Below are 24,343 nucleotides of genomic sequence, written 5' to 3' on the forward strand. Positions count from 1 at the left end.
ATGCGGATTTATGGCCTTAATCGCACGTTCCTGCCGTCCCATCTTGAGTGCAGACAAGGCAACCACAGGGATCACTGATGACCGAGACACCGCAAACCCCCGCCGAAACCGATGTTACCAATGAGGGCCGCCGCAACCTGCTGAAGATGGCCGGCGTGAGCGCCGCCACCATCGCCGCTGCCTCCTTTGGCAGCCCACTGCGCGCCCAGACCAGCGACTGGGACAAGACCTTCCCGCAAAGCGACGCGGTCGAGCATGCCAAGGTCGAGTTCACCAACCGCTACGGCATCACGCTGGTCGGCGATCTTTACATGCCCGTCGAGCGCGCCGACGGCCCGATGCCCGCGCTTGCCGTGGCCGGCCCCTTCGGCGCCGTCAAGGAACAGGCCGCCGGGCTCTACGCGCAGGAGATGGCCGAGCGCGGCTTCGTCACGCTGGCCTTCGATCCGTCCTACGTGGGTGAAAGCGGCGGCCAGCCGCGCTCGGTCGCCTCGCCGGACATCAACACCGAGGACTTCATGGCCGCCATCGACTTCCTCGGCCTGCATGACGCGGTCGACCGCGAGCGGATCGGCATCATTGGCATCTGCGGTTTTGGCGGCATGGCCCTGAATGCGGTGGCCGCCGACAAGCGGGTGAAGGCCGTCGCGACGACTTCGATGTATGACATGTCCCGCGTGATGGCGAAGGGCTATTACGACAGCCTGACCGACGAACAGCGCGCCGAGAACCTCGCCGCGATGAGCCGTCAACGCTGGGAAGACGCCGCCTCGGACAGCCCCGCGCTTGCGGGCGGCCTGCCGGACAGCCTTGACGGGATCGACGACCCGGTGATCCAGATGTATTTCGCCTATTACAAGGACCCCGAGCGCGGCTATCACCCCCGGTCGGTGAATTCGAATGACGGCTGGACGGTGACGACCCCGTTGTCTTTCATGAACATGCCGCTCCTGACCTATATCGACGAGATCTCACCGCGCCCGATGCTGGTGATCGCAGGGTCCGAGGCGCATTCGCGCTACTTCAGCGAGGATGCAGTGGCCAACGCCGCCGAGCCGAAAGAGCTGATGATCATCGACGGGGCCGATCACGTCGATCTGTATGATCAGGTCGATATCATCCCCTTCGACAAGCTCGAGGCGTTCTTCAGCCAGAACCTCGCCTGAAAGGGCGGTGACGCATGACAGGGTGCGGCCTGCCGGGCCGCACCCTTTTGCAGTCCAGTGGTCCGGGCGTGGCAGCACGAGCCCGAGCGTTGCGTTGAACGGTTGAGGGAACCCATGTCACACATAGCATGCCCGATCCTTCGATCAGTCCTGCAACACCAAGACGACCCGCCATTCACGCGCTTCGCACGGCTTGGAGCAAAGGTCGGATCACAGGCCAGAAACGAGCGTTCAAGCCCAAACACCCGTGGGACATCAGGGTCTGGCTAGAGCAGGTCAGCCTGCCAACCGAACGCTTGGACTGCACGAAGGGAGGCTGAACTTTCCCAACTCAACGCCTAACAGCTCAACTCTGCTCTTGGAGCTGGATGCACGAAAATGATTGGGATTTGGTAGCGGAGGAGGGACTTGAACCCCCGACACGCGGATTATGATGTTAAGTTCCTTTATATATTTCAATAGTTTAAACGACACGGGGGTGTAGTCGTCCCCGTGTCGTTGACGGAATGTGTCTGGCTGTTCATAGAAAAATTTCAGTCTCTCCAACGAGTGACGTTCTGAGACTAGAAAAGAGGCTAAATCACAGCCCATGTTCGGCAAATGTTCTATCGCGCATTAATATGCTGGTAGTTGGTGAATTTGAGGGGGCGAGGTCGTGGGAAACCGCGTAGCTTAGTCGGTAGAGCCGTCCTCTCAAGTACATCAGAGGTGGTGTTCTTTGTGCAGGAGTGGCGGAATAGGTAGACGCTATTGGCTCACCTAAGTTCTCCCGGGGCCAGGAAAGGTGAGCCCGTAACCTGAGGAACATGCAAGGTGACTATACGAGTATCAACAGGTGGCGCAATTCCACTGTGGCTGAAGCGATATGAAAGCCTCTCGGCAAATCCTTGCCTCCTGCACAAAGCACACCATCGGAGCAAATCGTGAACGAGCAGCACAAGACATCAATCTCATTTTTCAATTACGCTCATTCATACGCCAGTTCAGCGAGGGCACTCCGTGGTGCCGATGTCGATGCTACGCATCCTGACGGTCCAGTGTACTTTCTATATTTCCATGCCATCGAGCTTTACCTGAAGTCATATCTGATGGCGTTCGGCTTCACAGAAGGTCAGCTCCGGAAGCGGAAGTACGGTCACAACATTTGCTGCCTTGCGAACGAAGCGGAGGGTCACGGGCTCACCCTAGCTGACACAGACAGGCACGTTGTTCTTCACCTATCAGAGAGCGACAACATAATGACGTCGCGGTACATCAAGCTCGGCGTTCACAGTCGGCTCCCCTTCGACGTGCTTCACGAGACCTGCTACCGCCTTCACGCGGAGATTGGCCCGAAAGCGTATGAAGGCAGTGGGGTAACACGCCGTCCGGTGCTTCCGCCTGGGCCGGTCAACATGCTGAAGTCGATAGAATCAAGGCTCAATGCCAGAGACTAAAGCGAGACTAATAGTCTCTCTTCCAGCCGTCACGTCACCGAAGTCATTGGAAAGTTTGGTAGCGGAGGAGGGACTTGAACCCCCGACACGCGGATTATGATTCCGCTGCTCTAACCAACTGAGCTACTCCGCCAAACCGTGGAGCGGTGGGTATGACAGGGGGGCTGACTCGTCAAGCGGAAAAGACAGGTTTTTTCACCGTTTCGGAAAATGTTTGCCGCGGCGCGGCGGCGGCTCCCTCGAAGGGCGGTGCCAGATGAAAAACGCCGCCCCAAGGGCGGCGCTGATCACGGCTGGAGCTGCTGCGGACAGTCGGGGCCGCGTTCACTTCACGATGGTCTCGTCCCGGACGAACATGTTGGACCAGGCGCGGTCTACCAGTTCCTTGGTCATGCGATAGGGCCAGCCTTCGAAGTCGCAGACCGCGAGCATCTGGTCGATCAGAAACACCGGCTGGTAGTTGGCATAGACGTTGTCGATCGTCGGATACTTGGTCTTCAGAAGGTAAACCAGCGCGGCCTCATCGAGCTCGAGCTTCTTCTTGCGGGCCACCAGCGCAAAGATCTTCAGGAAGTCCTGCTGGTTCGGGCCGTCGATCTTGATCTTGAAGAAGATCCGGCGCAGTGCCGCCTGGTCGAAGATCTCGTTGGGATGAAAATTGGTCGAGAAGATCACCAGCGTGTCGAAGGGGACCTCGAACTTCTCACCCGATTGCAGCGCGAGGATGTCCTTGGATTCCTCGAGCGGCACGATCCAGCGGTTGACCAGCGCCTGCGGCGGCTCGGCCTGACGTCCGAGGTCGTCGACGATGAAGATGCCGCCAGTGGACTTGAGCTGCAGCGGCGCCTGGTAGGTGCGGGCGGTGGGGTTGTAGACGAGGTCGAGCATGTTCAGCGACAGCTCGCCGCCGGTGATCACCGTGGGGCGCTCGCAGAGCACGTAGCGGCTGTCGAAGCGGTTGGTGCGGCGTAGCTGGGTGGGGGCGTCCTCGGCCGTCTCGGCAGCGCTGTGCACGATCGGGTCATAGACCGAGATGACCTGCCCGGAATACTCGATGGCGCGGGGCACGTAGATCTTGTCGCCCATGGCGTCGCGGATGCCGTTCGAGATCGACGATTTGCCGTTGCCCGGCGGGCCGTACATCAGGATCGAACGGCCCGAGCTGACCGCCGGTCCGAGATGCGAGATCAGCTGCTCGGGAAGCACGAGGTGGCCCATGGCACCCAACAGCTGGTCGCGGGTGATCTGGACGTTGCGGATCGACTGGCGCTTGACCTGCTCGCGGTAGATCTCGAGCGGCACCGGCATGGCGCCGAAATATTCCGACTGCGACAGCGCATCGAGCGCGCGTGCCTTGCCGGAATCGGTCAGCTGGTAGCCCATCTCGTTGCCGGTGGTGCTGGCGCTCAGGGTGCCCATGGCCTCGATCAGGCTCTGAGAGCGGCCGAGGTCGATCAGCTCCTGCGTGATGCCAATTGGCAGGCACAGCGCCTTGGCAAGGGCGGAGACGGTGTTGGTGTTCTTGCGGAACAGGGTCTTCAGCGCGATGTCGCGCATGAAGATCTGAGAAAGGCTCATCTCGTCCAGCCGTTTGGGCGCGGGCGGTGCCAGAACGGCGCTCGATTCCATGTTCATTTGCGGGTGCCCCGTAGGAAGTGTTGCCGAGGAGGAAACGGTAGCTTTGTGGCAACAGCTTGGCCGGGCTTGGGAAATGCAGCGGCGCGTCGTGAAAGGGCGCGCGACTGGCGCGCTGCAGGCTCAGGGGCGCGGTACGGCCACGGTCTCGGCGCCGATCACCGAAGCGATCCGTTCGGCGATGGCGTGACTGCCCTTGGGGGAGGGGTGAATGAGGTCTGGGCCGTGGTACGAGCGATCGCCCTCCGGCACGAGGTCGGAAAGCGAGACATGGGTCACGCCGGGGTCGTGATCGGCGAGCCGGGCGAGGCGGCGCTCGAAGCGGTCGCCGATGTCGCGGCAGCCGTCGATCAATGACCAGCGGCCGGGGCTGCGCAGGTAGCCGGGATAGACGACGCCGGCGCCGCCGGCCCTCAGCGCGGCCACCAGCTCGGGAATCACGCCGGTGCGGCCATCCTCCGAGATCATCCGCTCGAGGCGGGTCTCGCAGAGCGCGCAGGCACACCCGAAGAGCAGGTCGTTGCCGCCTCCGTTCAGCACCACCCAGTCCCACGGGTGGGCGCGGTACTGCGCTGCGATGCGCATCCCTGCGCTGCCGCTGAGGGGAAAGACATAGATCATCCGCGCGCCGGGCACCGAGCGGTCGATGACCTCCTCGCCGAGAAGGTCCTCGAGCCCGTCGCCCACCGACTGGCCGGTGCCGCGATGGGTGGCGAGCATCGAGTCGCCCATCATCAGGATGCGGGCGTCGCTGTCGGGCGAGACGCGCTCGCCGCAGGCGGCCAGGAAGGCAAGGCTGATGAGGCAGAGGAGGCGCAGGCGCATGGCGTCGGATCTCGCTGGGAGCGCCGGCCGACCCGGCGCCCGTTACTTGCCGTAGAGTATGCCGAGCACGAGGTAGATCGCCAGAGTTCCGCCAAGCGCAACGCCCATCGGGAAGCGCTTGCCGCTCGACCAGCTCTTCCAGTCGGGGGCGAGGCGGCGCAGCGGGGTCATCTTGGCGATGCGGTGGGCGAGGAAGGCGGCCAGCGTCACCGCGGCCCCCAGAGCCATCAGGAAGCGCAGGTCGCCGACGTGGGTGAAGGGGGCCGCTGCGGCGATGAACTTGGCGTCACCGGCACCCATGACGCCGCCGGCGTTGAGCGCGATGCCCGCAACCAGCGCCACGCCGAAATGCGCGTAGCGCCAGAGATAGGCGTCGAGCGGCAGCACGAAGACCCCCACCACCGCATAGACCAGTAGCAGCGCCAGGTTGGCCTGGTTGGTGATCCGCATCTCACGCATGTCGGTGAAGCAGACATAGAGACAGATGGGCAGCACGAACGGCGCGAACCAGGTCGCGGCGGCGGCGGAAATCGACAGCATCGGCTCAGTTCGTGACCGTCGGTTCGAGCGCCGCGAGCGCTGTGGCGGCGGCGTCGAAATGCTGTGGGTGGGTCTCGATCGCGTCTTCGAGAAGGCCCTTGCCGATGCGCACGTCGCCGCGCTTGACCGCCGAGAGCCCCATGGTGTGCAGCAGCTCGGCGCGCTCGACCTGGGTCATCTGCAGGACTGGCAGGGTGTAGTTGCCCTGCGCGCCGCGGGCGAGCACGAGGTTGTTCTTGGCGGTGAACATCGCCGGATCGTGGCGCAGAGTCTCGTAGAACAGCTTTTCGGCGCCGGAATAGTCGCCGCGCGACAGCTTGGAATAGCCCCAGTTGTTCAGCACAGAGGCCGGCTTGGTGGTCAGGCCCACCGCGGTCTCGTAGAAGCTGTCGGCCTTGTCCCAGTTCTGGTTGGCGTCGGCGATCATCGCCTCGAGCCGGTAGCGCTTGTAGCTCTCGTGGGTCGGCGGGATCGAGTTCAGCGTCTGCTCGGCGCGCTCCCAGTCGTTGTTGCGGATCAGCGCGTCGGCCAGCGCCACGCGGTCATCGTTGTTGCTGTCGGCATGGTCGACGACCTTGGCCCAGGCGATGCTGGCCTCCTGGTTGCGCTTGGCGCGGACCAGCGAGGCGGCGAGACCGCGCATCAGGTCGATGCGGCCCGGGTCGATGCCGTCGGCGCGCTGGAAATAGGTCACCGCCTCGGACGGGTCCGCGGCCTTGAGCATGACATCGTTGAGGCCGGTCCCGTCGATGGCGTTCACACCGGTGAACTCGCGGTCGACGGCGTCCTTGTCGATGGTCTTGTCACATGCGGAGAGTCCGAACACCCCTGCCGCGCAGAGGGTCGCAAGGATGGGGTGGCGCATTGTTGCGTCCTTTTTGCTGCTCTTGCCTCGTCAGTCGATCGACCGGATGAGGTAGCTGCCGCTGCCCCGGCGGACCAACTTGTAGTCTTCTTGCCTGGGCTCACCATAGCTCGCAGTTTCCATTTTTGCGAGCGCCAAGCGCAGATTGTCGCGGATTGCGTCACTTTCGCCATTGTCGAGCGCGTAGGCCCGGCGGAACACCTCGGAAGCCTCGGCGGTCTCTCCGCGCTCCATCAACACGACGCCAAGGTTGTTCCAGGCCTCGGCCCAGTCCGGCTCCTCCTCGACGGCCTGCCGCAGCAGGGTTTCCGACTGGTTGAGGCGGCCGAGTCCGAGATTGGCGGTGCCGAGCGAGGTCAGCACCTCTCCGGTCAGGCCATGGGTGGCGGCGGCGCGGGTGAAGGCCTCGAGCGCGAGCTCGTACTGCCCCGCCTCCATCAGCCGGTGACCGACGATCAGCCCATCCACCGCCTCGCCCCCCGGATCGAGGGCGGGGGCGTAGATCTGGTCCTCGGGAATGACACGGCCGCCCGAAGAACAGGCGGCCAGCATCAGAAATGTCAGGCAGGCGATCAGGCCTTGGCGCATGGCGACCCCGTTGCGCGGTCTTAGAAGCCGAGGCTCCCGAGCTTGGTGATGTTCACGACCGACGGCCCGACCAGAATGATCAGAAGCGGCGGCACGGTGAGCATCATAGTCGTCAGCGTCATCTTTGTCGGCAGCTTGTTCGCCTTTTCCTCGGCACGCATGACTCTTTTGTCACGCATCTCGCTGGCGTAGATGCGCAGCGCGTCGGCGATCGAGGTGCCGAAGGTCGAAGCCTGGTTCAGCACGGTGACGAACGACGACACATCGGCCACGCCGCAGCGCTCGCCCATGTCGTTGAGCACCGAGGCCTTGTCCTTGCCGGCCTTCATCTCGTGGCTGATGATCTCGAACTCGTCGGCCAGCGCCGCGTAGGAGGCCCGGATCTCCTTGGAGACACGCACGATCGACTGGTCAAGCGACTGGCCGGCCTCGACGCAGACCAGCATCATGTCGAGCGCATCGGGGAAGCCCTCCTCGATCTGCTTCTTGCGCTCCTCGACACGCTTGGTGATCCAGTATTTCGGGGCGAGATAGCCGAGCGCGCCGGGCAGGATGATGTACATCAGCTTCTGCTGCATCGTGCTTTCGGGGCCGTCGATGAACATCAGGTAATAGGTCAGGCCCGCCACCAGCAGGCCGAGCCCCAGCACCATCTGCGCAAGGTAGTAGAGCCGCACCGCGTCGCGGGTGCGGTAGCCCGCCTGCAGCAGCTTCATGCGCACCTCGCCAAGCTCCTCGGCGCTCTTGGGCTCGAGATACTGGGCGTATTTGTTCAGCTTGGCGTTCTTGCGCTTGTCGCGCAGGATCGCCTTGGTCTCGGCATCGACCCGGTCGCGACCGGACTTGGCGAGCTTGTCCATCGGGTCGGGCTTGCCGGCCAGCATCAGCGGGATGGCCGCGACGATCAGCAGGAAGGCGAGGCCGGCGACCACCATAAGCGGGCCCGCCGGACCAAGCATGTCGGTGATCATGGTGTTGAGCGTTTCGATCATTTTGACAGCCCTCTCAGACCTTGATGTTCACGAGCATGCGCATGACCATCAGGTTCAGCGCCAGGAACACCGCGACGATGAAGCAGGCCGGGACGAACCACGGGTGGTCGAGAACCTCGTCGTAGTAATGCGGATCGGTAAGCTGGATCACCAGCAGCACGCCCACCGGGAAGCCCGACAGGAACTTGCCCGACCATTGCGCCTCGGCGGTGATCGCCTTGACCCGGCGGAACAGCCGGAAGCGGGCGCGGATGACCTTGGCGAGGCCCTCTAGGATCTCGGCGAGGTTGCCGCCCGATTGCTGCTGGATCGACACCGCCACGGCGAGGAAGCGCAGATCCTGCATGTCGAGGCGCTCGGCCATGTGCTTGAGGCTCTCGCCGATGTCGCGGCCATAGGTGCTCTCATCGGCGATCACGCCGAACTCGGTGGCGAGCGGGTCCTTGATCTCCTTCGAGACCACCGCGATGGCCGAGCTGAACGGGTGGCCGACGCGCAGCGAGCGCACCATCAGCTCCACCGCGTCGGGAAGCTGCTCCTCGATCAGCGCGAGGCGTTTCTTGGCCTTGCCGTTGACCCACATGAACACGCCGCCCACGCCCATGCCGATGGCGATCATCACCCGCACACCAAGCCCGGCCTCGGTGCCGGCGGTCAGACCGAAGAAGGCAAATGCGCTGACGCCAGCCATCATCAGGATGAGCTGGTTCGGAGTGAAGGCCAGCGCGGCCTTCTGGGCGCGATCCGCAAGCAGCGAATAGAGCGGCAGGCCGCGGCTCTTCATGTGCTGGTCCATCTCCTTGCGGAGCTTGGCGAGCACCTCCTCGCGGTTGCTGTGCTTGTCGAGCATCTCGAGCCGGCGGTTGACCTTGCTGTTGAGGCTGATCGACTTGCCGAAGGCCACGAGGTAGACGCCTTCGACCAGCACGAGTACGCCGACGAAGATCAGGCCATAGATGATCAGTTCTGCCGAAAACATGACTGGTTACTCCGGACGGAAAGGTTCGTAGATCGACGGCGGGACATCGTAGCCCCACATCTTGAAGCGCTCCGAGAAGTGGCTGCGCACGCCGGTCGCGGTAAAGTGGCCGATGATCTTGTTGTCGGGGGTCAGGCCCACGCGCTGGTAGCGGAAGATCTCCTGCATCGAGATCACGTCGCCCTCCATGCCGGTGATCTCGGTGATCGAGGTCATCCGGCGCGAGCCGTCCTGCAGGCGCGAGGCCTGCACGATGAGGTTCACCGCCGAGGAGATCTGGCTGCGCATCGCCTTGAGCGGCATCTCCACACCGGACATCGCGATCATGTTCTCCATCCGCGAGATGCCGTCGCGCGGGTTGTTGGCGTGGATCGTGGTCATCGAGCCGTCATGGCCGGTGTTCATGGCCTGCAGCATGTCGATGACTTCCTCGCCGCGGGTCTCGCCGACGATGATGCGGTCGGGGCGCATCCGCAGCGCGTTCTTGAGACAGTCGCGCGGGGTCACCGCGCCCTTGCCCTCGACGTTGGGCGGGCGGCTTTCCATGCGGCCCACGTGGCTCTGCTGAAGCTGGAGCTCCGCGGTGTCCTCGATGGTCAGAATGCGCTCGCTGTCGTCGATGAAGGAGGACAACGCGTTAAGCGTGGTGGTCTTGCCCGAGCCGGTTCCGCCCGAGACGATGACGTTGAGGCGGGTGGCGACGGCGGCCTGCAGGTAGACCGCCATCTCCTCGGTGAAGGCGCCGAACTGGATCAGGTCGTCGATCGACAGCTTGTCCTTCTTGAACTTCCGGATCGAGACCAGCGAGCCATCCACCGCGATCGGCGGCACCATGGCGTTGAAACGCGAGCCGTCGGCAAGGCGGGCGTCGACATAGGGGTTCGACTCGTCGACCCGGCGACCGACCGCCGAGACGATCTTGTCGATGATCCGCATCAGGTGACGTTCGTCCTTGAAGACGACGTCCGACACCTGCAGCTTGCCGTTGCGCTCGACGAAGATCTGGTGCGGGCCGTTCACGAGGATGTCCGAAACGGTCTCGTCCTGCAGCAGCGACTCGAGCGGGCCGAGGCCCTTGACCTCGTCGTAGAGCTCCTGGTTGAGGGTCTGCCGGTCCTCGCGGTTGAGCACGATGCCCTTGTCCTGCAGGGTCTCGGCGACGATGGCGCTGATTTCCTCGCGAAGCTCCTTTTCGCTGGCCTGGTCGATGGCCGCGAGGTTCAAATTGTCGAGCAGCACCCGGTGCATCTCGAGCTTGATGTCGCCCATGCGTTCCTTGCGCTTCTTCTCGCGGTCCTGCGGAGTGACCTCGGCGGGCTTGGCGCGCGGCTTGCGTGGCGGCGCGGCAGGGGGCGCAGGCGCCTTGGCCCGGGGTTGCTGCGGGGCAGGGGCCTTGGCTGCGGCGGCGGGCGCCTCGGCCACGGCGACGGCGGGCGCCGCGCTTTTGGCCGACGGTTTCTTGTAGCGTGAGAACATCCTTCAGACCCCTTCTCAGGCTGCTTCGGCGTCGGATTGACCGATGCTGTGCAGCTCGACCGCCAGCTTCGCGATTTCCTTGCGCAACGGGTTCTTCTGGGCGTGCTGCGCCAGCGGCAGCCCGTGATCGTTGGCCTGGCCGACAAGGCGGCCGCCATCGGAAAGCTGCACGTCGATGCGGATGCCGAGGCTCTCGGCCATGCGCCGCACCCGGCTCTTGCCCTGCAGGTCGGTGAATTTCGGCGCCCGGTTGAGCGTGAAGCGCAGCTTGTCGAAGGGCAGCTCCTCGGCCTGCATGGCGCGCTTCAGGCGCAGCGTGTTCTGGGCCGAACGCATGTCGAGCTCGAGCAGGGCGAAATAGACCTGCGCCTCGGTCAGCACGGTGTCGGTCCACTGCACCAGCGTGGTCGGCATGTCGACCACGACGTAATCGAAATGCTCGCGCGCCACGTCGAGAACCTGCTTCACATCTTCGGGGCCGATCAGGTCGAGCGGGACGAGGTCGGCGGGCGAGGTCAGGACCTGGAGCTTGTCCTCGAAGCTCACCAGCGCCTGAGCGAAGCTCTCGCCATCCATCGATTCCACGTCGCCCAGCATCTCGAGCACCGCCTCGCGGCGGGGCAGGTCGAGATAGGTGGCGACCGAGCCGAACTGCAGGCTGAAATCGAGCAGGCAGACGCGTGGGGCGCGCCCCTTGCTGATATTGGCAAGCTCCCAGGCGAGATTGACCGCGAAATTGGTGGTACCGCAGCCGCCGCACATGCCTTGCACGGCAATCAGTACCCCGTCGCCATCGCCCGACAGCTTGACCGCCGGTTCGGCGGCGTCGGCCACCACCGAGGCGCGGCGCATCCGGTCGACCGCGGCGGCCAGCTCGCCCTCAGGCAGCGGGTAGGGGACGAACTCGTCCGCGCCCCGGCGCAGCAGCTGGTGCAGCGCCGCCGGGGTGACGTCTTCGGCGATCAGAACCACCTTGATGTCACGCGCCTTCGCGGCGCCGATGACCTCCGAGATCAGGCCGAGATCCTCCTCGTCCTCCTCGTCGATCGCCATGGCGACGAATTCGAGATCCTGCGAGTCCGGCTGTCCGAGAAAGGCCAGCGCCTCGCCGAAGCCGAGATCGCCCCAGCCTTCGCCGAGCAGCGCTTCCATATCCTCGATGAGCAGATCGAAATTTTGCACGTTCCGGCTGATCGTGCAGGCGACGATCGGGCTCGGGTCACTTTGTACAGCGGTCATACTCGTCATTTGCCTGTCATCCTTTGCCTTCTTGGAGACACCCGGCGAGGCAGGGAAGACAGCGCACACACCTGTTCCCGTCGCCGGGATGCGGCTCCGACTCGGTCGGCGCAGCTGTCCCGTTGACGGTAAATTCACTCAGAATGTGGGCGACATTTGGGCCGAAAAACCGAAATTGTACGGTAATGCTGGACGATCAGTCGTCGTTCGGGACGATTAGCTGTCGGTCGAGAGCTCGGCGCCGGTGATGCCGGTCAGGCCGCTGGCCGGCTCGGCACTGCGGATGTACTCGCGGTAGATCACCTCGGCATACTTGCCGTCGAGCACCGTCGGATGCGAGCCGACGAAGCCCGAAACCTCGGTCACCGTGCGCCGGTTGCGGCGCTCGCGTTCGCTGGTGACGATCAGAGGCTGGGTCTCGCCGTAGGAGACCACCGCCTCGAGACGCTCGCGAGAGATGCCCTGCGCGGCAAGGTAGGAGACCACCGCCTGTGCGCGGGCCATGCCGAGGCGCTTGTTGTAGGCGGGCGAGCCGACGAGATCGGTATGGCCGTAGACGCGGAAGCGCACTTCGGGGAACTGGCGGATCCAGTTGGCCTGCTCGCGCAGGGTGGCGCGGGCGCCATTGTCGAGCTGGGCGCTGTTGAAGGCGAAGGTGACCATGGTCGGCACCTCCTCTGCGAAGCGCTCGCCAAGGTCGATCACGTAGCGGCGATCGCCGTTCTGGATCTGGGTGTTGTTCATCGTGGCGTTGCCGAAGCTGCCATTGTCGACCACGCGGCCGGCTTCCTGGCCCCACTGGCTCGAGGCGCCGCAGGCGGCGAGGAGGGAGAGTCCGAGGCCCGCGAGGCCGATCCTGATCATCTTGCTGCGCCCGGTCATCTCACCAGTCCTCATCTCAGTCCATCACATAGCCGTAGGAGCCGGTGAAATCCTGCTTCGCGACTTCTGCCGCGCCGCCGGATTGCGGCCGCCGGGTGTCGGAGGCGGTCCGGCCGTAGAGGAACAGGTCCTTCTCGGTGGGGGGGCGCACACGGTCGGTCGGCAGGGCCAGCACCTCGCCCCGGGTCGGGGTGACGAGATGCGGGGTGACGATGATCACCAGCTCGGACTGCTCGCGCTCGTATTCGGCGCTACGGAACAGGGCCCCGAGAACCGGAATGTCGCCGAGCCACGGCACCTGGCCGTTGAGGTCCCGGAAATCGTCCTGCAGCAGGCCGGCGATGGCAAAGCTTTCGCCGTCGCGCATCTCGACCGTGGTCGAGGTCTCGCGGCGCCGAAAGGCATCGATGGTGATCTCGCCGGTGGTGATGCCGTTCGACGAGTCGATGGACGAGACCGCCGCCTCGAGCTCGAGGTTGATCAGGTCGCCATCGACGACGCGCGGCACGAAGTTCAGCTCGACGCCGAAGGGCTTGTAGCTGACGATCGTGGTGCCATCGTCCTGCGACACCGGAACCGGATATTCGCCGCCGGCGAGGAAGCGTGCTTCCTGTCCCGACAGGGCGGTCAGGTTCGGCTCGGCGAGGGTGCGCGAGATGCCCTTCGATTCAAGCGCCTCCAGAAGGATGCCCACCTGGAGCGCGCCACTGTTGAAGCCCAGGAGAAAGGCCCCTTCGGTGTCGTCGCTTACGTTGATGCTGGTGTTGTCCGACTGGCCGAGCAGGGTGCCGGTCTCGCTCGCGAGCGTGGTTTCATCGTTGCCGAACAAGGTGCCGGTCACCGACAGCGACGAGCGCAGGTTCTTGGCGACCGAGCGCTGCATCTCGGCGAAGCGCACCTTCAGCATCACCTGCTGCACGCCGCCCACGGTCATCAGGTTCGAGACCCGCTCGGGGGCATAGCGCTCGGCAAGATCGAGCGCGCGCTGCAGCTTCTGGGCGCTCGAGATCGTACCCGATAGCACGATGCCGTCATTGGCGGTGCGCACCTCGATGGGCTCGTTGGGAAGGATCTGGCGCAGGCGTTCTTTGAACTCGGTGACGTCCGCGGCGACGCGCACGTCGACATTGGTGATCAGCCGGCCGTTGGCGTCGAGAATGGTCAGCGTGGTGGTGCCGGGGGTCTTGCCTAGCACATAGATCGTGCGGTCGGACAGCGAGGAAATGTCGGCGATGGCGGGGTTCGCGATGGAGAGTTCGGCGAAGGGCCGGTCGCTTTCGACCACCACGGCGCGATTCATCGGAACGCTGAGCACGCTTTCGGTGCCGGTCCGCACAACGCGCAGACTGTCGGCCCAGCTTGAGTGGGCGACCGGACTCGCGGCCAGGGTCAGCCCGAGCAGGGCCGCCTTGAGGGTCTTCTCGAATGTCATGTGACCTGCCTTTCGATCACGCCTCGGTTGCGGGTCTTTTCTGCCCACTTTGCAGGCGACTGTGCGACAGTTTGGGTTTCTTTGCAAGAATCAATGGTTTCAGGCGCGTCGCTGATGTGGGGTGCGGGCAACAGCGCCTTGTCTTTGGGCGTGGAACGCAAGCGGGGGCGCCCTCTGGCGCCCCCGGTTCAAGCGTTTGAAAAGGCTCAGTTCGTGCAGGGGATCGGGATCTCGACAACTTCCGATCCGCGGCGCACCCGGGTGGTGCAGACCTTAATGGATTTCTTCTCGACCTGCTGCTCGCGCTTGGTAAGCCCGAGAAGGGCGCGCTGGTCGACCTCGATCGCGTCGGCGACGGTCTCGTCGTTCGCGGCCATCAGCGACAGCGACAGCCGACCGGTGCTTTGCGCCTGTGCAAGGCCGGCAACCTGTTGCGGCGTGATGGCGACGGTGACGGTGCGTGCGATGGTCGTCGGGTTCGCGGTTTCCGATTCCGCGGTCTGGTCGACGGCGATCAGACGGATCCCGGTCTCGATCAGCTTGGTCACATCGCCCTGCGGCAGGTTGGGGTCGTTGCCCGGCACGCGGCCGGTCCAGTAGACGTCGACCCGGTCGCCCGGGCGCAGGAAGCCGGAGACGCCGGTCGCCACGTCGACCTTGATGGCAAAGGCGCGCTCGCCGCGCTCAAGCCGCGAGGTCAGGCCGGCATCGCCGCCCGGTTCGCTGACGCGCCCGTCGAGGACGGCGTCGAACTTGTCCATCGCGTTGACCACGACGCGCGGGGCGTCGCCCTCCACGAAGAGCGGCCGCTTCTCGGTGAAGATGCCCTCGGGCATGATCTCCATCGGCCAGGGGGCCAGCTTGACCGCGTCGGGGGTCAGGATCTCGCCGCGGGCGATGGGCCGGGTCATGACATAGATGCGTCCGGTCGGAACCGCTTCGACAGCCTTCTGGCGCTCTTCCTGAAGCGCGTTCTGATACGCGCCGAACTGCTTCTGGGCGAGGTGCACGGCAAAGCCTGCAAGGGCAAGGCCTGCCAGCAGTACAAGTCCGAATACCAGTCGCATACGTGTTACCTCTCGGGTTGTCGCCTGTGCTCGGTCCGCTTGTGGACCGGGGCGATCTCTGATCCTGCTCCCGACCGATACCGGGGGAATGTGGCCAATTCTTGCCGTCCTCGCAGCGCTTTGCGGGCGTTGACGGGGAGGTGGTCAAGGAAGGGCGCAAAAAAGACGAAAGCCGCTTCGGGGCGAAGCGGCTGGGATGCTGGGGCTGTCCGCGCGGGATCAGTCCGGAAAGAGCCGCGTCTGTTCCTGGGCGACGGCATTGCCCGCCGCGGCTTCGAGGTTCGCGCTGTTGTCGCGGATCTGGTAGAACGAGATCGCCGCCATCGCCACGACGGACGCGGTGATCACGACCCAGTCGACGGTGATTGCGCCGGTTTCGTCGCTCAGAAAACCCTTGAGCTGTTGGATCATCTGGACCCCTCCGCAGGGAAAAACTCGTCAAAGCAGGAATTTGGGGTGGATCCGCCCACCGGCCGTCAGACCGACCGGTGGGCGAGAAATCCGGATCTTCCGACGTGATTAGAACAGGTTGCCCTGCTCGGACGCGATCGCGTTGCCCGCGGCGCTGATCATGTTGTCGGAGTTGTCCTTGATGGTGGTGTAGGCGCCGATCGCCATTGCAACCACGGCCGCGGTCAGAACGACCCAGTCAACCGTCACGGCACCGTCTTCGTCTGCGCGGAAGTTTTTGATGAAGTTCAGCATGTCTCTCTCCAAAGTATAATGTACTGGTCTCAGGTTACTTACTCACCGCGCCGGTGCCTCGGGGTTTCTCTCACGGCCCCGTCCGTTGCGGTATGAGGGTATATAGCCCCCGGAATCGGGCACGAATTTGGCGCAATTGGTTTGTTTTCAGGAGGGAGATGGAAACAATCTGGCAAGTTCATCTTAATGAAATCAAAAGGAAATACGTGGTCGGCGATTTCCCGTTTTGCGGGAGCCGCGGGGCAGGCCGGCGAAAAAGGCACGGCCCGGCGCCGAATCCCGGCGCCCGTCTTGGTCGGTGGGCCGCGGCATGAGACACTGCCACAAAAGAGCAGAGACCAGAGGCAGGTCCGACAATGTTTCGCATGATGACAGCCACCGTTCTCGTGGCCCTGATGAGCGCAGGTGCGGTTCCGGCAGAGCAGCCGGCGCCGTTTCCGGAATTCTCCGCCAAGCGGGTCACGCCGCCGAAGGCCGGCGCCAAGCGCCGCATCACCGTTCAAATCGCGCCCGCCCCGATGAAGCCCAAGCCGCTGCCGGCCCCGGAGGCGGCCGTGGCGGCGCCGTCGGGGCGCGCCGGCGGGTCGGGCTCCTATGGCTGGTTCTGGGATGCGGTCTCGCCGGCACTGGCCGATAGTGGCCCGGGGCGGCTCGAACCCACGCTGGTCAAGCTGTCGACCCCGCCGCAGGGATACGGCGTGGCCGCGCCGCGCCTTCAGGATCTGCAGAGCATGGCGTCGTCCTGGGGTGTCGAGCTTCTCAAGGCGACCGTGGGCACCCGTGTGTCGCCGGCACTGGCGCTGGCGGTGATGGCGGTCGAATCCTCCGGTCGGGCGGATGCGGTGAGCGGGGCCGGCGCGCAGGGGCTGATGCAGCTCATGCCGGCGACCGCAGCGCGCTTCGGGGTCGCGGATTCCCTCAACCCGGCGCAGAACATACAGGGCGGCGTGGCCTTCCTCGATTTCCTGATGGAGACCTTCGACGGCGACCCGATCATGGTGCTGGCGGGCTACAATGCCGGCGAGAACTCGATCCCGAGGCACGAGGGGGTGCCTCCCTATGCCGAGACCCGTGACTACGTGCCCAAGGTGCTGGCAGCGTTCAGCGTGGCGCGCGGTCTGTGCCTGACGCCCCCCGAACTGCTCTCGGATGGCTGCGTCTTCCGGGTCTCTGCCAACTGACGCGGCACAAGATTTTTCGTACGAAAAATCTTTGGCGGCCCCCAGCTTTCCAAAGCGGTCTTCAGCCCCGCAGCACGGCGCCGGGGTTCATGATGCCGTTGGGGTCGAGCGCCGCCTTGATCGCCCGCATCGCGGCGAGTTTCGCGGGATCGCCGTAGCGCTCCAGATCGTCGACCTTGAGCCGCCCGATGCCGTGCTCGGCGCTGACCGAGCCGCCCATCTTATGCACCAGATCATGCACCGTCCGCTTGATCTCCTCGCGCTGATGGACGTGCTGTTCCTTGCTGCGCCCGGGCAGGGGGAAGACGTTGTAATGCAGGTTGCCGTCGCCGAGATGTCCGAAGCAGTTGATCCGGAAGGCGCCCACCTCGGCCAGCCGCGGCGCGCCGCGCTCGATGAACTCCGGCACCAGCCCCAATGGCAGCGAGATGTCATGCGACGAGATCGCGCCGATCGCCTTGTTGCCCTCGGGGATGCGCTCCCGGATGGCCCAGAACTCGGCGCGCTGCTGCTCGGACTGGGCCACCAGCCCGTCGCTGACCAGCCCGGCCTCCAGCGCGGTGCCGAAGAGCGTCTCGAGCGCGGCCTCGGGGTCGAGCCCGCGCGACAGGCCAAGCTCCACCAGCACGCACCAGTCCGGCGGCTGGGGCCAGGGCTGGCGCACGTCGGGCAGTTTCTCGGTCAGGAAGTCCAGCCCCTGCCGCGAGATCAGTTCGAAGGCGCTGATGCCCTCGCCAAGCTGGTCGCGGGCGATGGCCAGCAGGTCGAGCGCCGCGGCGGGGCTCTCGACGGTGAAGAGCGCGGTGCCGGTGGCGGCGGGCACCGGCGAGAGCTTGAGGGCAGCAGCGGTGATCAGCCCCAAGGTGCCCTCGGCGCCCATCAGCAGGTGACGCAGGTCGTAGCCGGTGTTGTCCTTGCGCAGCCGCTTGAGCCCGTGCCAGATCGTGCCGTCGGGCAGCACTGCCTCGAGCCCCAGCACCTGCTCGCGGGCATTGCCGTAGCGCAGCACGTTCACCCCGCCGGCGTTGGTCGAGAGCAGGCCCCCGATGCGCGCGGTGCCCTCCGAGGCCAGCGACAGGGCGAAAAGCCGGTTCTCCGCCAGCGCCGCCGCCTGAACGTCGGCCAGCACCGCGCCGGCCTCGGCGATCAGCACGTTCTCCCGAGGGTAAAGCGCCCGCACGGCAGCCATGCGCTCCATCGAGACGAGCAGCGGCGCGGGACCGTCCTGCGCCACCTGGCCACCCACCAGCCCGGTGCCGCCGCCATAGGGCACCACGCCCACGCGCGCCTCGTTGCAGGCGCGCACGATGGTGGCCGCCTCCTCGGCGCTTCGGGGCAGGGCCACCCATTGCGAGCTGCCTTGCCAGCGGCCGCGCGGCTCCTCGAGATAGCGCGGCTCGGCGCGGCGCAGGGTGTTTTCGGGCAGGCGGGCTGCGAGGGTCTCGGCGAAGGTATCGTCGGCGGGCATGAGCGGCATGGAAGGTCCTTTCGGCGCCGACTGTGCCGATTTTCCGCGCGAAGCCAAGGGGCGGACCGGTCGGGCGCCGGGCAAATCTTTCGCAGAAAGATTTGGGCCCATGGTCAGGGGCGCGCCGCTACTCCCGCAAAGGCATCGGTTGCAGCACGACGACGGTCGGGCGTGAGGGCAGGTCGCGCAGGCTCACGACCATCTCCGGGCCCGCGCGGCGGTCGATCAGGAAGCGGTCCGAGACCCCCTCGATGAAGGCATTGAGCGAATAGCCCGAGAACCAGTGCATCGGGATGATGATCGAGCTCTTTACCCGGTCGACCACGTCGATCATCGTGTCGAGCGCCATGGTGTAGCCGCCATCCACCGGCACCATCAGCACGTCGAGCCGCCCGAGGGCCGCATATTGCGCATCGTTGGGCTCGTGATGCAGGTGGCCGAGATGACCGATGCAGAGACCCTCGACCTCGAAGACGAAGATCGAGTTGCCGCGCTCCTCGGTGCCGCCCATGGCTGAGCGGATGTCGGTCGAGACGTTGCGCACCAGCATCTCGCCAAGGTCGAGGTGATGCTCGATGCCCTCGCCGAACGGGCCCCAGCCGGGCAGCACATGCGGGATCGCGGGGTCGGGGGTCGACGTCCAGTGCGAGGAATGCGCGTGGTTCATCGTGACGATGTCGGGCACCAGATCGGTGTTGCCGATGAAGCCGGTGTAATCGGTGACCGCCTCGAGCCCGCCGCGGGTCTGGATCAGGAAGCTGGCATGTGACAAGTAGCGGATGCGCACCGAGTATTCCGGTACAGGGTCGGTCCAGGCCGCCTTGTGAAGGTATTGCAGCCCCGGCGCGGCGTCGGCAATGGCGATGCAATGCGAGGGCTGGCGGGCCTGCTGGGCCTGCAGGGCCGGGGCGGTGGCGAAAAGGGCAAGTCCGAGGGCGAGCGCATGGCGCAGCATGGGCGGGTCTCCTTGATGCGTGAGACCAGCCTAGCAGGGAACGCCGCCCTGCCATCTGACATTTCCGTTGGGTCAGCCTGCACCCGCAGTCTGACGCAGGACCGCCCAAAGCGCGGGCAGGACGGGCGCGGTCAGCCCACCTGCGTCTTGCCGCGCCGGTCGCCGCGCAGCGCGGCGTAGAGCACGTGGGTGCGCCAGCGCCCGTTGATCTGAAGGTAACTCTGCGCCACGCCCTCGTACTTGAAGCCCGAGCGCTCCAGAAGCCCGCGCGAGGCGACGTTCTCGGGCAGGCAGGCCGCCTCGATGCGGCTCAGGTCGAGCCGCTCGAACGCGTGGTGCACCAGCGCCGCGATGGTCTCGCGCATGTAGCCATGGCGGGCGAAGGGCTGACCGGTCCAGTAGCCCAACACCCCCGATTGCGCCGGCCCGCGGCGGATGTTGTCGAGGGTGATGGCGCCCAGCAGCTGCTCGTCCTCGCGGCGAAACAGGAACAATGGCACCGCGGTGCCGGCGGCGATCGAGCGGTTGGCCCAGTAGACCCGGTTGGTGAAGGCGCGCCGCGTGAGGTGATCCTGCGCCCAGGACGGCTCCCAGGGCGTCAGATAGGCCTGGCTCTCGACGCGCAGCGAGACCCAGGCGTTGAAGTCGCCGTGCTGCGGCGGTCGCAGCACCAGACGCTCGGTGTCGAGCCGGAACCTGCGCCGCCGCCCGAGCATCAGGCGGCTCGACGTGCCTGCAGCGCGGCAAGGTCGGGCGCCTTGCCGACCGGGCCGTAGAGCGCCAGCGCCGCCGGCGCAGAGGCTGCCATCTGCTCGGCGAAGAGCCGCACGTCGCCCGTGGTGACGTTGTCGATCTTGGCGACCGTGTCCTCGATCGGCGGCACCTTGCCCCAGATCTGCACCATGCGCGCCATGCGCTCGGCCCGCGACGACGAGCTTTCCAGCCCCATGAGAAGCCCGGCCTTCATCTGGGCGCGGGCGCGGGCGATCTCTTCCGGGGACATGTCCTCGGCGGCGCGCTTCATCTCGTCGATGGTGAGATGGGCGAGATCGGGAAGCTCGTCGCCGCTGGTGCCGGCGTAGACCGTCATCAGCCCGGTATCCTCGTAGGCGCCGCTCTGGGCAAAGATCGTGTAGCACAGGCCACGCTTCTCGCGGATCTCCTGGAACAGCCGCGAGGACATGCCGCCGCCAAGCGCGATGGAATAGATCTGCGAGGTGTAGAAACCGGGATCACGATAGCCGGGACCCTCGAAGGCGAGCGCGAAATGCGCCTGCTCGAGCTGCTTCTCGCGGCGGATCTCGCCACCGGTGAAGCGCGCGGTCTCGGGGCCTGCGGCCTTGCGCGAGCCCATGTCGCCGAACAGCGCCTCGGCCTGGCTGACCAGCGCCTCGTGATCGACCGAACCCGCGGCCGAGATGATCAGCTGCTCGGGACCGTAATGCTCGTCGACGAAGGTCTCGAGATCGCCCTTGCCGAAGCCGCGCACGTTGGCCTCCTCGCCGAGGATGGTGCGGCCCAGCGGCTGCTTCTGGTAGGCGCGCTCCTGCAGCCAGTCGAAGATCACGTCGTCGGGCGTGTCGAGCGCCTGGCCGATCTCCTGCAGGATGACATGGCGCTCGGTCTCGATCTCGCGCTCGTCGAAGACCGGGTTGCGCAGGATGTCGGCGATCACGTCGAGCGCCAGCTTGGTGTCGTTCTCGAGCACGCGGGCATAGTAGGCCGTGACCTCGCGCGAGGTGTAGGCGTTGATATAGCCGCCCACATCCTCGATCGCCTCGGCGATCTGCAGCGCCGAGCGGGTCTTGGTGCCCTTGAAGGCCATGTGCTCGAGGAAATGCGCCACGCCGTTCTGCTCGATGCGCTCGTTGCGGCCACCGGCGGTGACCCAGACGCCGATCGAGGCGGATTGCAGCCCGTCCATGCGTTCGCTGACGATGCGCAGGCCGTTCTTCAGGGTGGTCAGTTCGACAGTCACTTGTTGATACGCTCCCGGATCAGGGTTTCGAGGGCGGAAAGATCGTTTTCCACGCGGGTGACGCGCTCGGGCCGGTCGAAGAGATCGGCCATCCGCTCGGGCAGGGGCGGACGAAGGCCGCTGGCCTGCTCGACGGCGTCGGGGAATTTCGCCGGGTGGGCGGTGGCCAGCGTGACCATCGGCGTCGCCGGGTCGCGGTGCTCGTCGGCCACCTTCACGCCGATGGCGGAGTGCGGGCAGAGCAGCTCGCCCATGCTGTCATGCGCCTTCCGGATCGTCGCCAGCGTCTCGTCCTCGGAGGCGCGGCCGCTTTCGAAATGCTCGCGCAGGCCCTGCAGCGCGCCCTGGCTGACATGGAAGCCGCCGCCGGATTTCAGCTCGTCCATCAGCTGCGCCACGGCGCTGCCATCGCGGCCATAGGCATCGAACAGCGCGCGCTCGAAGTTCGAGCTGACCTGGATGTCCATCGAGGGCGAGATCGACGGGAAGACTTCGGAGGTCTTGTAGTCGCCCGAGGACAGGCAGCGGTGCAGGATGTCGTTCTGGTTGGTCGCGACCACCAGCCGGTCGATCGGCAGGCCCATGCGCTTGGCGATGTAGCCGGCGAAAATGTCGCCGAAATTGCCGGTGGGGACGGTGAAGCTCACCTTGCGGTCGGGCGCGCCGAGCGAGACGGCGGCGGAGAAGTAGTAGACCACCTGCGCCAGCACCCGTGCCCAGTTGATCGAGTTCACGCCCGCCAGCCGCACCTCGTCGCGGAAGGCGAAATCGTTGAACATGTCCTTGAGCTTGGCCTGGCAGTCGTCGAAGTGCCCGTCGAGCGCAAGGGCGTGCACATTGGCCTCGGTCGGCGTGGTCATCTGGCGGCGCTGGACCTCGGAGACGCGGCCATGCGGGAACAGGATGAACACGTCGACCGCGTCGAGCCCCTTGAAGGCCTCGATGGCGGCCGAACCGGTGTCGCCCGAGGTGGCGCCCACGATGGTGACGCGCTCGCCGCGGCGGGTCAGCGCCTCCTCGAAGAGCTGCCCGATGAGCTGCATCGCGAAGTCCTTGAAGGCCAGCGTCGGCCCGTGGAACAGCTCGAGCAGGAAATGCCCCGGCGCCAACTGCACCATCGGCGCACGGGCGTTGTGGCCGAAGCCCGCGTAGGCCTTGGAGATCAGGTCGCCGAAGGTCTCGTCGGTGAAGCCGTCGCCGACGAAGGGCCGCATGACGCGGAAGGCGGTCTCCTCGTAGCTCAGACCATGCAACGCGCGGATGTCATCCGGAGACATGGTCGGGATGGTCTCGGGCACGTAGAGCCCGCCATCGCGGGCGAGGCCCGACAGCATGGCTTCTTCGAAACTCAGGGCGGGCGCCTGTCCGCGGGTCGAGATGTAGCGCATCAGGTCTCTCCGGTCTTTCTCAGCCGCACGATGTAATAGGCGGTCATGAACAGCCACACCACGGCGAGCGAGAACCATGTCAGGGCATATTGCAGGTGATCGTTGGGAATGCCGCTGGTGTCCACCGGCAGCGGCTCGATTTGCGGGTCGCCGGGCGAAATCTCCCGGGCGATGACGAGAAGCGGCTCGGTCTGCAACGCTTCGGCCATCTGACCGATGTCGCGGGCGAACCAGATATTGCCGGCGACATCGTTCTCGGGGGTCGAGGAATTGCGGTCGTCGGGCCAGTGCAGGTTGCCCCGCACCTCGGCCGGGCCCGTGGTGCGCGTGGCATCCTTGTTGTCGTCGGTGGTGAAGCCGCGGTCGAGCAGGATCAGCCGGCCTTCGTCGGTGCGGTAGGGCGAGACGATGCGATAGCCGGCGCCGATCATCTTGCGGCTGACCAGCACGCGGGCCTCTCCCGGCAGGATCTCGCCGCTCAGCGACACCGGCTGGTAGCGCTGCTCGGTGGGCGAGACCATCACCGGCAGCGGCTCGGGATCGGCGGCGATGCGAGCCTCGATATCGGCCAGAACACCCAGTTTCCAGTCCAGCCGCTGCAACTGCCACAGGCCGAGACCGACAAGAATGCCGGCACCGATCAGGCCGAAGAGCAGGGGGGCGAGGTAGCGGGTCACGCGGGCTCCGAAGCGGATTGCAGTGTCGCCTGCTTTATCGTGCCGGGGCAGGGGGGTGCAAGCCGGGATGCCGGGGGCGCTTGCAGCGGTGCTCGGCCTGTGCCGCCGCGGTCTCTCGGGAGTGTGAGGTCGTTGCCCGAGTTTCGCCTGAATCGCCCGCTAGGTCGGCGCGATGAGACAGATATTTTTCAGCTTTATCATAGTTCTGGCCGGGGCTTCGGCGATGGCCGAACCTTCGGGCCGGGTGCATGTGGTCGACGGCGATACGCTCGACGTGGGCGGCACGCGGGTGCGGCTGCACGGCATCGACGCGCCCGAGGTCAAGCAGATGTGTGGCGGTGAGGGCGCGCCGATGTGGTCCTGCGGGGCCTGGGTGTCGCAGGAGGTGAGGACGCGCTACGAGGGCCGGCAGGCCCGCTGCGAGACCCTCGACACCGACCGCTACGGCCGTGCGGTGGCGCGCTGCGAGATCGGCGGTCGCGACATCGGGCGCGAGATGGTGCGTGACGGGCTGGCCTTCGCCTACCGCCGCTATTCGATGGCCTACGATCTCGACGAGAAGCGTGCTGCCGTGCGCGAGATGGGGCTGCACAGCACCGGCGTGCAGGCGCCGGCGGCGTTCCGGGCCGATGCCCGCAAGGGCCGAGAGGTGGCCAACAGCGCCGGCGCGCCGCAGGGCTGCGCGATCAAGGGCAACATCTCGCGCAAGGGCGAACGGATCTACCACGTGCCGGGACAGGAGCATTATGGCGCCACGCGGATCAGCACCGGCAAGGGCGAGCGCTGGTTCTGCTCCGAGGCCGAGGCCCGCGCCGCCGGCTGGCGCCGCGCCAAGCGCTAGGGCGACGGACGCGGGAAAATCCGGGCGG

23 protein-coding genes and 1 tRNA gene are annotated in these 24,343 nt (G+C 65.6%); 3 read left to right on the top strand and 21 right to left on the bottom strand.

Annotated features, from left to right (window positions below; genetic code table 11):
- Positions 1-77 precede the first annotated feature (77 nt).
- The gene (locus JF542_RS01180; protein ID WP_207074421.1) at positions 78-1,166 is read left to right on the top strand and encodes an alpha/beta hydrolase; all 1,089 of its coding nucleotides are present in this window, start codon (positions 78-80) and stop codon (positions 1,164-1,166) included.
- A gap of 1,492 nt (positions 1,167-2,658) precedes the next feature.
- Here the strand turns inward: JF542_RS01180 and JF542_RS01185 are convergent.
- The 15 genes from JF542_RS01185 to JF542_RS01255 all read right to left on the bottom strand — a co-directional run bounded on the left by JF542_RS01185 (position 2,659) and on the right by JF542_RS01255 (position 15,827).
- A tRNA-Met gene (locus tag JF542_RS01185) sits at positions 2,659-2,735 on the bottom strand.
- Between the two features lie 191 nt (positions 2,736-2,926).
- Entirely contained in the window at positions 2,927-4,237 is a 1,311-nt protein-coding gene (locus JF542_RS01190) for a P-loop NTPase family protein (RefSeq protein ID WP_040544265.1), read from the bottom strand.
- Positions 4,238-4,360: 123 nt separating this feature from the next.
- A complete protein-coding gene (locus tag JF542_RS01195; protein WP_207074422.1) occupies positions 4,361-5,062 on the bottom strand; it encodes an SGNH/GDSL hydrolase family protein in 702 nt (233 codons plus the stop codon).
- A gap of 42 nt (positions 5,063-5,104) precedes the next feature.
- A complete protein-coding gene (locus JF542_RS01200) occupies positions 5,105-5,602 on the bottom strand; it encodes a prepilin peptidase (protein ID WP_207074423.1) in 498 nt (165 codons plus the stop codon).
- 4 nt (positions 5,603-5,606) lie between these two features.
- Entirely contained in the window at positions 5,607-6,467 is an 861-nt protein-coding gene (locus JF542_RS01205; RefSeq protein WP_207074424.1) for a tetratricopeptide repeat protein, read from the bottom strand.
- Positions 6,468-6,497: 30 nt separating this feature from the next.
- Positions 6,498-7,055, bottom strand: a complete 558-nt coding sequence (locus JF542_RS01210; protein ID WP_007792452.1) for a tetratricopeptide repeat protein — start codon at positions 7,053-7,055, stop codon at positions 6,498-6,500.
- Between the two features lie 20 nt (positions 7,056-7,075).
- Positions 7,076-8,047: a type II secretion system F family protein gene (locus JF542_RS01215; protein ID WP_007792451.1), complete on the bottom strand. Its 972-nt coding sequence runs from the start codon at positions 8,045-8,047 to the stop codon at positions 7,076-7,078.
- A 13-nt stretch (positions 8,048-8,060) separates the two neighbouring features.
- Complete coding sequence (locus JF542_RS01220) at positions 8,061-9,026, bottom strand: type II secretion system F family protein (protein ID WP_207074425.1); 966 nt, start codon at positions 9,024-9,026, stop codon at positions 8,061-8,063.
- A 6-nt stretch (positions 9,027-9,032) separates the two neighbouring features.
- A complete protein-coding gene (locus JF542_RS01225; RefSeq protein ID WP_207074426.1) occupies positions 9,033-10,502 on the bottom strand; it encodes a TadA family conjugal transfer-associated ATPase in 1,470 nt (489 codons plus the stop codon).
- Positions 10,503-10,517: 15 nt separating this feature from the next.
- Positions 10,518-11,750 carry a CpaE/TadZ family protein gene (locus tag JF542_RS01230; protein WP_207074427.1) on the bottom strand — a complete coding sequence of 411 codons (1,233 nt, stop codon included), beginning with the start codon at positions 11,748-11,750 and terminating at the stop codon, positions 10,518-10,520.
- Between the two features lie 207 nt (positions 11,751-11,957).
- Entirely contained in the window at positions 11,958-12,623 is a 666-nt protein-coding gene (locus JF542_RS01235; RefSeq protein ID WP_007792445.1) for an OmpA family protein, read from the bottom strand.
- Positions 12,624-12,639: 16 nt separating this feature from the next.
- The gene (locus JF542_RS01240) at positions 12,640-14,055 is read right to left on the bottom strand and encodes a type II and III secretion system protein family protein (protein ID WP_207074428.1); all 1,416 of its coding nucleotides are present in this window, start codon (positions 14,053-14,055) and stop codon (positions 12,640-12,642) included.
- A 206-nt stretch (positions 14,056-14,261) separates the two neighbouring features.
- Positions 14,262-15,122, bottom strand: a complete 861-nt coding sequence (gene cpaB, locus JF542_RS01245) for a Flp pilus assembly protein CpaB (RefSeq protein ID WP_207074429.1) — start codon at positions 15,120-15,122, stop codon at positions 14,262-14,264.
- Between the two features lie 219 nt (positions 15,123-15,341).
- On the bottom strand, positions 15,342-15,533 hold the full coding sequence (locus JF542_RS01250; RefSeq protein ID WP_207074430.1) for a hypothetical protein: 192 nt from the start codon (positions 15,531-15,533) through the stop codon (positions 15,342-15,344).
- A 108-nt stretch (positions 15,534-15,641) separates the two neighbouring features.
- Complete coding sequence (locus tag JF542_RS01255) at positions 15,642-15,827, bottom strand: Flp family type IVb pilin (RefSeq protein WP_007792436.1); 186 nt, start codon at positions 15,825-15,827, stop codon at positions 15,642-15,644.
- Positions 15,828-16,183: 356 nt separating this feature from the next.
- Here JF542_RS01255 and JF542_RS01260 point away from each other — a divergent pair, with 356 nt between their 5' ends.
- On the top strand, positions 16,184-17,008 hold the full coding sequence (locus JF542_RS01260; RefSeq protein ID WP_207074431.1) for a lytic transglycosylase domain-containing protein: 825 nt from the start codon (positions 16,184-16,186) through the stop codon (positions 17,006-17,008).
- A gap of 61 nt (positions 17,009-17,069) precedes the next feature.
- Here JF542_RS01260 and JF542_RS01265 read toward each other — a convergent pair whose 3' ends face one another.
- The 6 genes from JF542_RS01265 to JF542_RS01290 form a co-directional block, all read right to left on the bottom strand.
- On the bottom strand, positions 17,070-18,485 hold the full coding sequence (locus JF542_RS01265) for an FAD-binding oxidoreductase (protein ID WP_207074432.1): 1,416 nt from the start codon (positions 18,483-18,485) through the stop codon (positions 17,070-17,072).
- Positions 18,486-18,603: 118 nt separating this feature from the next.
- Positions 18,604-19,431 carry an MBL fold metallo-hydrolase gene (locus JF542_RS01270; RefSeq protein WP_207074433.1) on the bottom strand — a complete coding sequence of 276 codons (828 nt, stop codon included), beginning with the start codon at positions 19,429-19,431 and terminating at the stop codon, positions 18,604-18,606.
- Positions 19,432-19,562: 131 nt separating this feature from the next.
- Entirely contained in the window at positions 19,563-20,147 is a 585-nt protein-coding gene (locus tag JF542_RS01275) for a GNAT family N-acetyltransferase (RefSeq protein WP_007792425.1), read from the bottom strand.
- Complete coding sequence (locus tag JF542_RS01280) at positions 20,147-21,409, bottom strand: insulinase family protein (RefSeq protein ID WP_207074434.1); 1,263 nt, start codon at positions 21,407-21,409, stop codon at positions 20,147-20,149. The genes JF542_RS01275 and JF542_RS01280 overlap by 1 nt, the downstream gene beginning before the upstream one ends.
- A complete protein-coding gene (thrC, locus tag JF542_RS01285) occupies positions 21,406-22,797 on the bottom strand; it encodes a threonine synthase (RefSeq protein WP_007792421.1) in 1,392 nt (463 codons plus the stop codon). The genes JF542_RS01280 and thrC overlap by 4 nt, the downstream gene beginning before the upstream one ends.
- Complete coding sequence (locus tag JF542_RS01290; RefSeq protein ID WP_207074435.1) at positions 22,797-23,474, bottom strand: SURF1 family cytochrome oxidase biogenesis protein; 678 nt, start codon at positions 23,472-23,474, stop codon at positions 22,797-22,799. The genes thrC and JF542_RS01290 overlap by 1 nt, the downstream gene beginning before the upstream one ends.
- A 172-nt stretch (positions 23,475-23,646) precedes the next feature.
- Between JF542_RS01290 and JF542_RS01295 the strand changes: the two genes are divergently transcribed.
- The gene (locus tag JF542_RS01295; protein ID WP_207074436.1) at positions 23,647-24,315 is read left to right on the top strand and encodes a thermonuclease family protein; all 669 of its coding nucleotides are present in this window, start codon (positions 23,647-23,649) and stop codon (positions 24,313-24,315) included.
- Positions 24,316-24,343: the final 28 nt, after the last annotated feature.

The sequence above is a fragment of the Salipiger bermudensis genome, from assembly GCF_017309175.1.
GTDB lineage: Bacteria > Pseudomonadota > Alphaproteobacteria > Rhodobacterales > Rhodobacteraceae > Salipiger > Salipiger bermudensis.